The following is a 13,205-nucleotide window of genomic DNA, read 5'->3' on the forward strand; positions in this document are numbered from 1 at the left end:
ATGTGTTGTTAGTGCCGGGTCATTCGGCGCAGAGCGACTGCTGCACAAAGCGCCAGAATGCTCAAACCTGCGATGCCCAGCGGCGGGGGCAATTGCAGCGCGCCAACAATGGACAAAGCCAGATAAAGCGTGCCTGCCGCAGCCGCAATCACAAGGGCGAGTAGAATAATAAGACGGTTCAATGGCATGTCGTCCTCCTTGAGTATTCAGATAAGGACGACATGCGCATTTTGTAAGATTAGACTGCTACAGCACCTTGGTTGTGCTTGCGGGCCATGAATGTCTTGGCTGTCTCAACGGCCACAGCCGCATCACGACAATAGGCATCAGCGCCAATCGCTTTGCCGAACTCTTCGTTCAATGGCGCACCACCAACCAGCACGACATAGTCATCGCGCAGGCCTTTTTCGATCATCGTGTCGATCACAACCTTCATGTAAGGCATGGTGGTGGTAAGCAGGGCGGACATGCCAAGGATATCAGGCTCCTCGGTTTCCAGTGCTTCGAGGTAGGCCTCAACCGCATTGTTGATACCAAGGTCCACAACTTCAAAACCCGCGCCTTCCATCATCATCGACACAAGGTTCTTGCCGATGTCGTGAATGTCGCCTTTGACAGTCCCAATGACCATCTTACCAACGCGCGGTGCGCCGGTTTCGGCCAGCAGCGGTTTCAGAATGAACATGCCACCCTTCATCGCATTGGCGGCTAACAACACTTCGGGCACAAACAGAATGCCGTCGCGGAAGTCGTGGCCGACGATGGTCATACCGCCAACCAGCGCTTCGGTCAGGATCCGGTAAGGCGGCCAATCGCGCCCCAGAAGGATATTTACCCCTTCTTCGATCTCTTCCTTCATACCATCGTAAAGGTCGTCGAACATCTGCGCGACAAGGTCTTCGTCGTTCAGTTCGGACAGGATGATGTCATCTTCTTCGTCGGACATGGGCCAACCCTTTGCAAAATCGTCTCAAATCATTAGTGCGCCGGTTTGCCACATTCTACCTGTTGATTTCCGACATGTGCAAGAACGTGACCGACCAATGCTTGAGAATGTTCTTGATACGTTCTAATATTCATTATGAGCAATCTTCCACTTAAGAAATCACATCGCACACCGGGGCGTGCGGCGACCTCGAATCCTGATGTCAGGTTTGACCGCTTCCATGCAGAGGCCATCGATGATGGATGGGACAGAGAAGAGGAACTGCCCGTACTGCGCACCGAGGTGCGCGATGAAATGGCCCGCAAAGTGATCAGTCGCAACACCTCGCCCGATCTGTCTTTTGATCGGTCCATCAACCCTTATCGCGGCTGCGAACATGGCTGCATCTACTGTTTTGCCCGGCCCAGCCATGCATTTCTGGGCCTGTCACCGGGGCTGGATTTTGAGACAAAACTGATAGCTCGGCCAAATGCAGCGACGCAATTGCACAAAGAACTTAGTAATCCGCGTTACGCCCCTCGGGTTATCGCGATTGGCACCAATACTGATCCCTACCAGCCTATTGAAAAATCGCGCAAAATCATGCGTGAGGTGTTGCAGGTTCTTAGCGATTTCAATCATCCCGTGGGGATCGTGACCAAGGGCACGTTGATTGAGCGTGACATTGATATCCTCGCCCCGATGGCCGCCAAGGGCCTACTGCGCGTGGGCATGTCCGTCACAACGCTTGATCCCGCCACGTCGCGCGCGATGGAGCCGCGTGTGCCGGCCCCTGCCGCCCGGCTGCGCAGTATCCGGCGTCTGACCGATGCGGGTATTCCGGTGCGGGTGATGGTCTCGCCGATTGTTCCGGCCCTCACTGATCACGAAATGGAGGCGATCTTGGATGCGGCGCACCGGGCAGGGGCGGTCGCGGCCTCTTCCATAGTCTTACGCCTGCCGCGCGAGGTGGCGGGTTTATTTCAGGACTGGGTGGAAGAAACCTACCCCGACCGTGCTGCCCGCATCATGGGCCGTGTGCGTGAACTGCATGGGGGCAAATCCTATAATCCGGCTTTTGGCAAACGGATGACGGGGCAAGGCGAATGGGCTGCGGTGATGCGGCAGCGGTTCAAACTGGCCACGCGCAAGCTGGGTCTGGATCGCAGTCTGCCACCCTTGCGCAGCGATCTTTTTGCGCCTCCGCCACAACCCGGCGATCAGTTCTCACTGTTCTGACGTAGTAGTTGTTGCGAGGGCAGATGCCTCCGGCGGAGATTTTTAAGAACAAAAGAAAAGGTAGGGCGACGGTCCACCCCGCGCCGATCATCGACCGCGCGGGGCTTCTTCCGTTACGGTCATCGGCTTCTCAGCCTGAACCGCATCACTGAGTTTCGCCGTGCAAGGTTAACCAAAGATTACGCTTGTGCTTCTTTTGTTCAAAAATATCTCGGGGGGGACCGCAGGGACGGGGGCAGCGCCCCCTCTGACCGCGCGACTAGGCGCGGCGTCGCCGTCCGCGCCGCGGTGCCGCAGTTGGCCCCGCTCCATCGGTGCCATCGGAGGCAGAGGAAAACGCCCCCAATGCATCGGTAATTGCAGTCAAAGTCGGCGCGTCGCCTTTTGGTCGCGTCTCAAGCGCGTCGCGCATGGCGCGCAGATGGTCTGGGGTTGTCCCACAGCATCCGCCGATGATCGTAGCCCCGCAATCACGCGCCAGAACGGCGTAATCCGCCATCAGCTCGGGCGTGCCATCATAGTGGATGTGTCCATCATGATACTTGGGGATGCCGGCGTTGCCTTTGGCGATGATCGGCAGATCGCTCCCCGCGGCTGAAAACCCCAGAACGGTGCGCAAAAGATCAGATGCTCCGGTGCCGCAATTGGCCCCAAAACCAAGGGGTTGGTGGGCGAGTTTGCCAACCCGCTTGACCAGATCGGTCGAAGTGATCCCCATCATCGTGCGCCCAGCGGTATCGAAACTCATCGTGCCGCACCAGGGCATGTCAGCCAGCGCAAAAGCCTCGGCGGCGGCGGCGAATTCTTCGGCGGCGCTGATTGTTTCGACCCAGAGCACATCTGCGCCGCCCGCCTTCAGGCCTTCGGCCTGTTCGTGGAACATTTCGACGGCGATCTCATGGGTCAGGCTGCCCATGGGGGCCATGATCTCGCCGGTTGGTCCAACCGATCCGGCAACGACGATGGTGCGCCCGGACGCATCAGCAACGTCGCGGCCAATATTTGCAGCGGCCTCATTAAGTTCTTTCACCCGCCCCTCTGCACCATGCAGTTTCAGCCGCGAAGCGTTTGCACCAAAGCTGTTGGTCAGAAAGATGTCGCTGCCCGCGTCAGCCGCCCCTTTGTAGAGCGCTGTGATCTTTGCGGTTTCCTCGATGTTCCACATCTCGGGTGCGTCGCCTGACATGAGCCCGATGTTAAAGAGGTTCGTGCCGGTTGCACCATCGGCCATCAGCCAATCGCGTGTTTCAAGCAATGTGGAAAGAGCGTTTGTCATCGGTCTGCAAGCCTCGCTGTCATCTGTCAGTGCCGTGTCATGCACTGCGGTCAGATGCAAATGCAAACCATGCATGTTCTTTATGCGTAAATTGATAAAACCGCGCCACTTGGGGCGCGGTTTTCAGGTTCGTGCGCGCGCGGCTTAGACTTCGTCGAGCAGCTGTGCTTTGGCTTGTGTCATGCATTCGGCCATTTTGGTGCGGATCGTGGCCTCATCGGCCTTGTCGTTCAGATCACCGGCCAGTTTGCGGTAAACATCCTCGTGGCCTGCTTCCTCAAAGTCGGATTTGACCACTTCTTTGGCATATTCTGCTGCATCATCGCCGGTTTTGCCCAGCAAATCAGCCGCCCAGAGCCCGACCAACTTGTTGCGGCGTGCTTCTGCCTTGAACTGCATTTCAGCGTCATGGGCGAATTTGTTTTCAAAGGCGGTTTCGCGGTCGTCAAAGGTACTCATGGCTGGGCCTCGTGGTTTGGATCACTCTTGATATTGATATGCCCCCTGAGGTGCTTGCCCGCAAGGGGGGCTTGCACTATGACGCGCATATGACATGGCCCGAGGGGGGACATGCACGGGGCAAGGGGCTGACATGGCACGCCGTAAGAAGATTTATGAAGGCAAGGCAAAGATCCTTTATGAAGGTACCGAGCCCGGCACGTTGGTCCAGTATTTCAAGGACGATGCCACTGCGTTTAACGCCGAAAAGAAAGACGTCATCGAAGGCAAGGGTGTGCTGAACAACCGCCTGTCAGAGTTTTTCATGACCGGCCTTGGTCAGATCGGCATCCCGACCCATTTTATCAAACGCCTGAACATGCGCGAGCAATTGATCCGGCAGGTTGAGATTATTCCGCTTGAGGTCATCGTGCGTAACTTTGCCGCAGGCACCATGGCCCAGCGTCTGGGTATGGAAGAGGGCACAGCACTGCCCCGTCCGATTGTCGAGTTTTCCTACAAAGACGACAGCCTGGGTGATCCGCTGGTGCCAGAGGAGTACATTATCGCATTCGGCTGGGCGACCCAGCAGGATATGGACGATATCGTCAGCCTTGCCTTGCGGGTCAACGACTGGATGTCAGGTGTCATGTATGGCGTTGGCATCAAACTGATCGATTTCAAAATCGAAGTTGGCCGGGTTTGGGATAATGAATTCATGCGCTTGATGCTGGCCGATGAAATCAGCCCCGATAGCTGCCGTTTGTGGGACATGGAGACAAACCAGAAGCTGGACAAAGATGTGTTCCGTCGCGACTTGGGTGACCTGAAGGATGCCTATACCGAAGTTGCCCGCAGGTTGGGGGTTATGCCCTCGAATGTGACCCATGCACCCAGCAAGCCTACACTGATCAACTAAAGGACCAAACCCGATGAAAGCCCACGTACATGTCATGTTGAAAAACGGCGTTCTTGACCCGCAAGGAGAGGCCGTGCGCCATGCTCTTGGTTCACTGGGGTTTGACGGTGTTGAGGGGGTCCGCCAGGGCAAGGTGATCGAACTTGATCTGGCCGATGGTACACCCGAGACCACGATTGAGCAGATGTGTCAAAAGTTGCTCGCGAATACAGTCATCGAAAGCTACCGCGTCGAGGTGCTGTGATGCGCGCTGCTGTCATCGTCTTTCCCGGATCGAACTGTGATCGTGATATGGCTGTTGCTTTGCGCGCGGCTGGTGCGGATGTGCAGATGGTCTGGCACAAGGATGCTAGCCTGCCTGACGGCATTGATCTGGTCGCCGTGCCCGGTGGGTTCTCATTCGGGGACTACCTGCGCTGCGGTGCGATTGCCGCACAATCACCGATTAGTCAGGCGGTTGTCGGCCATGCGGCGCGTGGTGGCTATGTTCTGGGCGTTTGCAATGGCTTTCAGGTGCTGACAGAAACCGGGTTGCTGCCCGGTGCGCTGATGCGCAATGCGGGGTTGAAGTTCATCTGCAAAACCACTGATCTAAAAGTGGAAACTTCTGCCAGCGCGTTTACCGAAGGGTATAATGCGGGCGATATGGTTGGGTTTCCGATGGCGCATCATGATGGCAACTACACAGTTGATCCTGAAACGCTTGCGACACTGCGCGGCGAAGATCGCATTGCCTTTACCTATAGCGACAATCCCAATGGATCGATTGCCGATATCGCCGGTGTCCTGTCAGACAACCGCCGGGTGCTTGGCATGATGCCACATCCGGAACGTGCCGTTGACGACGGGCATGGTGGCACTGATGGGCAGGCGCTTTTCCGCGGGCTGGTCGGGCAATTCGCCACGGCCTAGGCTGATCTGCTTGCTGGACAGCGCATTGACGCATAGTCTTTGCCCATGTTTGGTCGACTAAATACGATGACGCGGGGGCGTGGCCGGGGGCGATGGTATCTGCGTCTGACTGTGCTGGTGATCTGCCTGTTCGCAGTGATCGTTATCTATGTTTCCAATCAGGTGCTGACCAAGCGGTTTACCGAAACGATCAGTGATCGCTCTGAAGTGCGGCTGGCGCTTTATGTCACGAACCTGATGAACGAATTGCAGCGCAACTCGGTTGTGCCGCAACTGTTGTCGCGAGATCCAGAGTTGATATTGGCGCTGGAAGGGCAGGATTATTCGCGCTCGACCGCGCGGTTGTTGTCCTTTGTTGATGAAATCGGGGCGGCGTCGCTGACATTGCTGGACCGGGATGGGCGCACCGTTGCTGCCACGGATCGCAATGAGATTGGCGAGATGCACCGCAATCTGCCCTATTTTGTGGATGCGGTGCGGACCAATCAAACAATCTATACCACCTATGAGACCGACGAAGGCGGTTACGCCTTCATCTATTCGCGTCGGATCGAAAGCAGCCTTGGTTTCTTGGGCGTGTTGATGGTTGAGGTTGATACCTCTCGCCTTGAACGCGGTTGGGTTGGGGTCGCTGATGCCGTTTTGGTCACGGATAGCGATGGCACGATCATCATGGCCACAGAGCCGCGCTGGCGTGGTCTGGTAGAAGAAGAGGCTTTGGCGCGCCAATCTGCACCTTCCGCGATTGAGCGGGCCATTCGTGTGACCCAAGGTTGGGCTGCCTTGCCTGCTGACGCTTATCTGGCGGGCGAAGCCGTGCTGCGCCGCGAAACCCGTGTGCCGCATCAGGGCTGGACGCTGGTCAGTTTCACGACCTATGCGTCAGTCCGCGAGCGGGTGAATGGCATTCTGGCGCTCGAAGTCATGGGATTCGCGATTCTGCTGGCGCTGGTGTTCTGGACAACCTCGCGCAAGACCGCATCGCGCCTGCTTTTCTTCCAACGCGAGTCAGCAGAGCTTCGCGCACTGAACCGACGCCTACAGCGGGAAATTGCCGAACGCGAGAAGGTGGAAAAGACCCTTCAGGTGGCCGAACAGACAATTGCGCAGTCCTCAAAACTGGCCGCACTGGGCGAGATGTCTGCAGCGGTGAGCCATGAGTTGAACCAACCGCTGGCGGCAATGAAAACCTATCTTGCCGGTGCGCGGCTGTTGCTGCAACGCGAGCGCCCAGATGAGGCGTTGTCATCGTTCCAGCGCATTGATGATCTGCTGGGACGGATGGGGGCGATCACGCGGCAACTCAAATCCTACGCCCGCAAGGGTGGGGAAGCCTTTGAACCCGTAGATACAAGGGCTGCGGTGTCCACCGCACTGGCGCTAATGGAGCCGCAGTTGAAAACCCGCGCGGTCAATATCATCCGCACATTGCCCAATGAACCGGTGATGATCCTTGGTGACAGGCTGCGGCTAGAGCAGGTGATCATCAATCTTTTGCGCAACGCATTGGACGCCACAAAGACCGCCGCCAACCCAACGGTTGAGATCCTTCTGGCGGCCGGTGACACCGTTAGCATCCAGATCCGGGACAACGGTGAGGGGATCGAAAACCTCGATGAATTGTTCGAGCCGTTTTACACAACGAAACAACCGGGCGATGGGGTCGGTCTGGGGCTTGCTATCTCCTCTGGCATCGTAAACGATTTGGGTGGGCGCCTGACTGCACGCAATGCGGTTGATGGCGGGGCTATATTCGAGGTGCAACTGCCGATCATCCGGCAGGACGTCGCCGCGGCAGAGTAAGGAAAAGATCATGAGTAAGGTCATGAAGATCGCGATTGTCGATGACGAGAAAGATATGCGTCAGTCGATTTCACAGTGGCTGGCCCTGTCAGGGTTCGACACTGAAACCTTTGCCTCGGCCGAGGATGCGCTGAAAGGGCTTGGCAATGACTATCCGGGCATCGTGGTCAGCGATATCAAGATGCCGGGCATGGACGGCATGCTGTTTCTCAAGAAACTCAAGGGTCTCGATAGCAGCCTGCCTGTGATCATGATCACAGGCCACGGTGACGTGCCCATGGCGGTTGAAGCGATGCGCGTTGGTGCGTTCGATTTTCTGGAAAAGCCGTTTAACCCTGATCGCATGACCGAATTGGCCAAAAAGGCCACGCAGGCCCGCCGTCTGACCTTGGACAACCGTGCGCTGCGGCGTGAGCTGTCGGACGGTTCCGCCATTATCAAGAAACTGATTGGTCAGTCCCAACCAATGGAGCGTCTGAAAGAAGACATCCTTGATCTGGGGCAGGCCGACGGCCATGTCCTTGTCGAGGGCGAGACCGGCACTGGCAAAACCCTTGTGGCGCACGCCCTGCATGCCGTGGGTGCCCGTGCCAACAAGAAATTCGTCCTGCTCAGCTGTTCGGCGTATGACGAGGAAACGCTGGGCCGGATCATCTTTGGTCCTGCCAAGGATGATGAACCGATCCCAGCGATGGAAGAGGCCCGTGGCGGTACGCTGGTGCTGGAAGATATCGAAGCGCTCAGCCACGCGTTGCAAGCCCGTTTGCTGACGGCCATCAATGAGCAAGGCACGCCTGCCGAAACACGGATCGTGGCGATCTGTAACTTGCAAGAACAGGACAAGACCTGCGAAAGCGTGTTGCGTCCCGATTTGTTCTATCGCTTGGCCGCATTGCGCATCACAGTGCCACCTTTGCGCCAACGTGGTGAGGATATCCTGTCGCTGTTTACCCGTCTGGGCGAACAATTCTCTGAGGAATATGGTTGCGAGGCCCCCGAAGTGAATGCGCAGGAAGCAGCCCAACTGCTACAGGCCCCTTGGCCGGGTAACGTGCGTCAGTTGATCAACGTGGCAGAACGTGCAGTGCTACAAAACCGCCGTGGCACCGGGTCAATTGCATCGCTTTTGATGGCCGACACCGAAGAAGCCAAACCTGCGATGACAACCGAAGGCAAGCCGCTGAAAGAGTTCGTCGAAGCCTTTGAGCGGATGCTGATCGACAACACGATGCGCCGCCACAAAGGGTCAATCGTGTCAGTCATGGAAGAACTGTGCCTGCCGCGCCGGACCTTGAACGAGAAAATGGCGAAATACGGATTGCAGCGATCTGACTACCTTTAGGGGGCGTCTAATCGGCAACCTTCCACGGTCACCCGGTGCATATAGCGCCGGTGCCCTTGGTAGTCGTTGATAGCCTTATGCCATGTCGCGCGGTTGTCCCACATGGTGACGTCGCCGGGTTGCCATCTGACGCGGCATTGGAACTCTGGCTTTTGGCAATGGGTATAAAGCATCTGTAGCAGGGCATCGGATTCGGGTTTGGCCAAGCCATCAATATGGGTCGTGAACTGCGGATTGACGTAAAGACCAAGACGCCCAGACAAGGGATGTTTGATCACAACGGGATGCAGCGCGTCCTGGGTCGCAAGGTTCGCATTGCCGACACGGCCCGACGTGACACTTTCCGCGTCCGCTTGGCTGACGCCAAAGACATGTCGCGACGAATGCCAGGCAGAAAGGCCCTCTAGCATGGATTTGAACCGATCGCTCAGCGCGTCATAGGCCGCACCCATGGAACAAAAGACCGTATCGCCACCTGACGGCGGTGTTTCAATCGCATGCAGGATTGATCCCATAGCAGGGGCCTGATCATAGGCATGATCAGTGTGCCAATCTTCGCCAATGGCCCGTGTCTGGTCGGGTTCTTTAAGGACAATGGCGATTTTCGGGTGACCCTTGAGGGGCGTGAAAAAACGATTGACGTTGATCGGCCCGAAACGACGCGCAAACGAGAGCAGATCGTCTGGCGTCAGCGCTTGGGCACGCAATGTGATGACAGAATGTTGCGCGAAGGCGGCTTTGATCGCGGAAAATTGCGCCGGGTCTTTGAGGTCCGCATCAAATATTTCGGCCCCAAGGCTGCCGGTAAGGGGAATGACCTGCACTGACTTCTCCTGCAATACGCCACTTAGACACGGCGAAACGGTTTGCCTTTTGTTGGCATAGCGCTGATCGACGTCAAGTCCGCAATGGGCAAGCGGCCCCTCATATCAAATTGGCATTGTATTCGCATACCATCCTCCCTTATGTATGTCTTACAGATGCTCGTGCTTTGGTTGCACGGTGTTATCTGATCGAGATTCTCTGTTGGGTGAGTGGTCATAACCCATAATCCAGCAGCTGATTTGATCCTTCGGGATCAGGAGAACGCCCTGCGTCGCGCATTCAACGCCGACCGGGCCATGAACGGGCCCCAGAATTGCTGGGGTCGGAGCAGAAACGCGATGCAACGCGCGCAACATATGAGGCAAGATGTAGCCGCCCCAAGGGGCGCTGGCACTGTCCGCGCGCAGCAGATCGCCTTAATCAGACATGTAACACGGACACCTGCGCCCCCTGGGGCGCCACCGGGGTTATGTGCGAACGGAAAATATGCCAAAGAAAATGCTAATCGATGCCACACACGCGGAAGAAACCCGCGTTGTTGTGGTCGACGGGAACAAAGTCGAGGAATTTGATTTTGAAAGCCAGTTCAAGCGTCAGCTTGCTGGGAACATATATCTAGCCAAGGTCACGCGGGTTGAACCGTCGTTGCAGGCTGCTTTCGTGGACTATGGTGGAAACCGCCACGGTTTCCTTGCCTTCTCGGAAATTCACCCCGACTATTACCAGATCCCGGTCGCCGACCGCGAAGCGCTAATCGCCGAAGAAAAGGCCTATGCCGAGGCGATGAAAGCCGAGGCCGAAGCTGAGGATGAAAAACCCAAACCCAAGCGCCGCCGCCGCAGCAGGGCGAAAGCCGCAGAAGTTGCGACTGACGATGCCGTAGCCACCGAAGAGGTGGAAACGCCAGAGGAAGAAACCTCGGGCGATATCGCGGGTATGGAAACCATCGATATTGACGACAGCGAAGAGGGCAGCTCGCCCATGGAGCTGGTCGCCGAAACCCCGGTTGAGACACCAGCAGCCGACGATGGTGATGACGCTGATGATGGCGCCGACGATGAGCAGCCAAAGTCGGACCCAAAGCCCAAGGACGACAGCATCGAAAGCGTCGCCGAAGAAGACGACACTGATGAGGTTCGCCCGGTACGCAAACCGCGCCCCAAGCGTTACAAAATTCAGGAAGTCATCAAGGTTCGCCAGATCCTGCTGATTCAGGTTGTGAAGGAAGAGCGCGGCAACAAAGGTGCCGCCCTGACAACATACCTGTCGCTCGCTGGCCGTTACTGCGTATTGATGCCCAACACTGCCCGTGGCGGTGGCATCAGCCGTAAGATCACCAATGCTGCCGACCGCAAGAAGCTCAAGGACATTGCGGGATCAATGACGGTGCCTGATGGTGCTGGTCTGATCATCCGCACCGCCGGATCTCAGCGCACCAAGGCCGAGATCAAGCGCGACTATGAATACTTGCAACGGATGTGGGAACAAATCCGCGAGCTAACCCTGAAATCGACGGCCCCGGCCAAGATTTACGAAGAAGGTGACCTGATCAAACGCTCGATCCGCGATCTTTACTCGAAAGAGATCGACGAGGTGATCGTCGCAGGCGAGGCGGGATACCGCACCGCCAAGGACTTCATGAAAATGATCATGCCGTCCCACGCCAAGAACGTGAAATACTATAGCGAACAACTGCCACTTTACGCCCGCTATCAGGTTGAGGGCTACCTGAACGGCATGTTCAACCCGACCGTTCAATTGCCATCAGGTGGCTACATCGTGATCGGGATCACCGAGGCGCTTGTTGCCATCGATGTGAACTCTGGTCGTGCGACCAAAGAAGGCTCGATCGAGCAAACCGCGACGAAGACCAACCTTGAGGCCGCCGATGAGGTGGCACGCCAGTTGCGTTTGCGTGATTTGGCCGGTCTGATCGTCATCGACTTCATCGATATGGACGAACGTCGCAATAACACGGCCGTTGAAAAACGCTTCAAAGACAAGCTCAAGACGGACCGTGCGCGCATTCAGGTGGGTCGCATTTCCGGCTTTGGCCTGATGGAAATGTCACGCCAGCGCCTGCGCCCCGGCATGCTAGAGGCCACAACGCAGATGTGTTCGCACTGCCACGGCACGGGCTTGCTGCGCTCTGATGATAACGTTTCTTTGTCGATCCTGCGCGCTTTGGAAGAAGAGGGCGTGCGTGGTCGTTCCAAAGAGGTGCTGGTCAAGGCGCCAATTTCGATCGCCAACTTCCTGATGAATGGCAAGCGCGAGCATATCGCCGATATCGAGGCCCGCTATGGCATGTCGGTACGGATCGAATGTGATCCGACGCTGGTGTCGCCGGATTATGCGATTGAAAAGTTCAAGACGGCTACCCGCTCTGTACCCGAAGCTGCGGCCGTTGATAGCACCTCTGTCATCATGGATGATGTTGACGAGGGTGTGATCATTGATCCCATCGAGGATGAAGCAGAACCGCAAAACGCCGAAAGCAACGACGGTGAAGAGCGGCCCAAGCGCAAGCGTCGTCGTCGTCGTCGTCGTCGTGGCGGCGGTGGCAATGGTGAGAACCAAAACCAGCAGCAGGCCGAAGGCGAAAACGCACCATCAGGTGAGGCTGACCAAGACGCCCAGCCAGTTGAAGCGAAGACGGAAGACGCCCCAGAAGCCAAACCTGAAGAGGACGCGGCCCCCAAGGCAGAAGAAAAGCCCAAGCGCACCCGGACCCGCCGCAAGAAAGCGGATGATGCCGAGGTCGCAGAAGCGGAACCAAAGGCCGACGCGCCTGCGGCAGAGGAAGCGCCAGCCCCTAAGAAACGCACGCGCAGCCGCAAGAAACCCGTCGTCGCCGATGCACCGGCTGAAGAGGCCCCGGCGGCAGAACCCGAGGCCGAAGCCCCGGCAGCCGAGGAAAAACCTAAGCCAAAGCCAAAACGCCGTAGCCGCGCGAAACCGAAGGTTGAGGATGTGGTGGCTGCTGTAGCAGCACCCGCCGCCGAGACAGCCAAGGCAGAACCGGCACCAGAAGCGGCGCCAGAACCAACGCCAGCGCCTGCCGCGCCAGCAGTTGTCGAAGCGCCTGCCGCCGCAGAGCCAGCGGCCGACAAGCCAAAGCGCAAGGGCTGGTGGTCACTGGGCCGCTAACAGGCAATCTGCGTACCATAAAACAAAAAAACGCCGTCCCTCAGGGGCGGCGTTTTTCGTTTTGGCTTAGGCCTTGCGAATGAAATAGACCTGACCGTCGGGGCTGTCTTCGCTGGCCAGCAAGGCATGGCCGGCCTCTGCACAGAAATGTGGCACGTCGATCACCGCTGCTGGGTCATCCGCCAGCACCCGCAAAACCTGACCTGATTGCAGCGCCTGCAACCGCTTGCGGGCTTTGAGAACGGGCAGGGGGCAAAGCAATCCCTTGGCGTCAAGATCAGCGTCGTATGTCATGGGTCGGAGGTATGTGGGATGTTTCAACTTGTCCACTAACTTGTGACAACAAGACCCGTGACCTGTCCGGTATCCGTGGTTA

At 57.2% G+C, this 13,205-nt stretch carries 13 protein-coding genes; 7 read left to right on the forward strand and 6 right to left on the reverse strand.

Translation table 11 applies throughout. The features are described from left to right. Positions 1-8: 8 nt before the first annotated feature. Positions 9-188, reverse strand: coding sequence for a hypothetical protein (locus DHN10_RS09425; protein ID WP_108815044.1), 180 nt, complete (start codon positions 186-188; stop codon positions 9-11). Between the two features lie 50 nt (positions 189-238). Then, on the reverse strand, positions 239-946 hold the full coding sequence (locus DHN10_RS09430; protein ID WP_108815045.1) for a corrinoid protein: 708 nt from the start codon (positions 944-946) through the stop codon (positions 239-241). Between the two features lie 135 nt (positions 947-1,081). Here DHN10_RS09430 and DHN10_RS09435 point away from each other — a divergent pair, with 135 nt between their 5' ends. Then, entirely contained in the window at positions 1,082-2,164 is a 1,083-nt protein-coding gene (locus tag DHN10_RS09435) for a PA0069 family radical SAM protein (protein WP_108815046.1), read from the forward strand. A gap of 259 nt (positions 2,165-2,423) precedes the next feature. Here the strand turns inward: DHN10_RS09435 and bmt are convergent, their stop codons facing one another. Further along, entirely contained in the window at positions 2,424-3,440 is a 1,017-nt protein-coding gene (bmt, locus tag DHN10_RS09440; RefSeq protein ID WP_108815170.1) for a betaine--homocysteine S-methyltransferase, read from the reverse strand. A 144-nt stretch (positions 3,441-3,584) separates the two neighbouring features. Next, a complete protein-coding gene (locus tag DHN10_RS09445; RefSeq protein ID WP_108815047.1) occupies positions 3,585-3,899 on the reverse strand; it encodes a DUF1476 domain-containing protein in 315 nt (104 codons plus the stop codon). A 133-nt stretch (positions 3,900-4,032) separates the two neighbouring features. Between DHN10_RS09445 and purC the strand changes: the two genes are divergently transcribed. Genes purC through DHN10_RS09470 form a run of 5 tightly spaced genes read left to right on the forward strand, consistent with a single transcriptional unit; the run spans position 4,033 to position 8,854 of the window. Further along, positions 4,033-4,797: a phosphoribosylaminoimidazolesuccinocarboxamide synthase gene (gene purC / locus DHN10_RS09450; protein WP_108815048.1), complete on the forward strand. Its 765-nt coding sequence runs from the start codon at positions 4,033-4,035 to the stop codon at positions 4,795-4,797. A gap of 13 nt (positions 4,798-4,810) precedes the next feature. Continuing rightward, complete coding sequence (purS, locus tag DHN10_RS09455) at positions 4,811-5,041, forward strand: phosphoribosylformylglycinamidine synthase subunit PurS (protein WP_108815049.1); 231 nt, start codon at positions 4,811-4,813, stop codon at positions 5,039-5,041. Then, the gene (purQ, locus tag DHN10_RS09460; protein ID WP_108815050.1) at positions 5,041-5,709 is read left to right on the forward strand and encodes a phosphoribosylformylglycinamidine synthase subunit PurQ; all 669 of its coding nucleotides are present in this window, start codon (positions 5,041-5,043) and stop codon (positions 5,707-5,709) included. Before purS ends, purQ begins: the two co-directional genes overlap by 1 nt. A 45-nt stretch (positions 5,710-5,754) precedes the next feature. Continuing rightward, positions 5,755-7,512, forward strand: coding sequence for a sensor histidine kinase (locus DHN10_RS09465; RefSeq protein ID WP_108815051.1), 1,758 nt, complete (start codon positions 5,755-5,757; stop codon positions 7,510-7,512). A gap of 10 nt (positions 7,513-7,522) precedes the next feature. Continuing rightward, positions 7,523-8,854: a sigma-54-dependent transcriptional regulator gene (locus tag DHN10_RS09470; protein WP_108815052.1), complete on the forward strand. Its 1,332-nt coding sequence runs from the start codon at positions 7,523-7,525 to the stop codon at positions 8,852-8,854. Here the strand turns inward: DHN10_RS09470 and DHN10_RS09475 are convergent. Then, complete coding sequence (locus DHN10_RS09475; protein ID WP_108815171.1) at positions 8,851-9,678, reverse strand: TauD/TfdA dioxygenase family protein; 828 nt, start codon at positions 9,676-9,678, stop codon at positions 8,851-8,853. The genes DHN10_RS09470 and DHN10_RS09475 overlap by 4 nt on opposite strands. Before the next feature lie 487 nt (positions 9,679-10,165). Between DHN10_RS09475 and DHN10_RS09480 the strand changes: the two genes are divergently transcribed. Next, positions 10,166-12,829: an Rne/Rng family ribonuclease gene (locus DHN10_RS09480; RefSeq protein WP_108815053.1), complete on the forward strand. Its 2,664-nt coding sequence runs from the start codon at positions 10,166-10,168 to the stop codon at positions 12,827-12,829. A gap of 66 nt (positions 12,830-12,895) precedes the next feature. Here the strand turns inward: DHN10_RS09480 and DHN10_RS09485 are convergent, their stop codons facing one another. Further along, entirely contained in the window at positions 12,896-13,123 is a 228-nt protein-coding gene (locus DHN10_RS09485; RefSeq protein WP_108815054.1) for a sulfurtransferase TusA family protein, read from the reverse strand. Positions 13,124-13,205: the final 82 nt, after the last annotated feature.

The organism is Loktanella sp. Alg231-35, assembly GCF_900143545.1.
In the GTDB taxonomy this organism is placed as follows: domain Bacteria; phylum Pseudomonadota; class Alphaproteobacteria; order Rhodobacterales; family Rhodobacteraceae; genus Yoonia.